General features: G+C 57.3%; 1 protein-coding gene. It reads right to left on the bottom strand.

The features are described 5' to 3' along the window. Positions 1-8: 8 nt before the first annotated feature. Positions 9-558: IS66 family transposase (locus ACP7E0_RS35080; RefSeq protein WP_426131990.1), on the bottom strand; the 550-nt coding region annotated here is incomplete at its 5' end.

Below are 558 nucleotides of genomic sequence, written 5' to 3'. Positions count from 1 at the left end.
GTAAGCGGTTAGCTGATGGCGTCAGGCCTGAAGTTCCAGGGCATAAGCGCCTCGAGCTCTGATACTGGCCAGCCTTGAGCGATGCGGGTCAATGTCTGGGAGAGCCAGTCGAGCGGATCAACATTGTTCATTTTTGCCGTTTGGAGAAGCGTGGCCAGCGTCGCCCAAGTTCGTCCACCGCCCTCGCTGCCAGCAAATAGACTGTTTTTCCTCGTGATCGTTTGGGGCCTGATCGCGCGCTCGACGATATTGGAGTCAATTTCGATCCGGCCATCCGTCAGAAAACGCTCCAGTGCTTCGCACCGGGTGAGTGCGTAGCGGATCGCTTCGGCGGTCTTGGACTTGCCAGAGACCTTGCCCAGTTCCTTTTCCCAAAGATCAAAGAGGCCGGAGACGATGGTTGCAGATTTTTCCTGACGCAGTGTGGAGCGGCTGTCGGCATCCCGACCGCGGGCCTCATCCTCGATCTGCCACAACTCGGTCATCGCGATGATCGTATCCGTTGCAGCCTTCGAGACACCGCTGATGTGAAGGTCGTAAAACTTGCGGCGAAGATGC

This window comes from Pararhizobium sp. PWRC1-1 (assembly GCF_049897905.1).
Classification (GTDB): Bacteria; Pseudomonadota; Alphaproteobacteria; order Rhizobiales; family Rhizobiaceae; genus Pararhizobium.
This window is presented reverse-complemented; position numbering and strand designations above follow the sequence as displayed.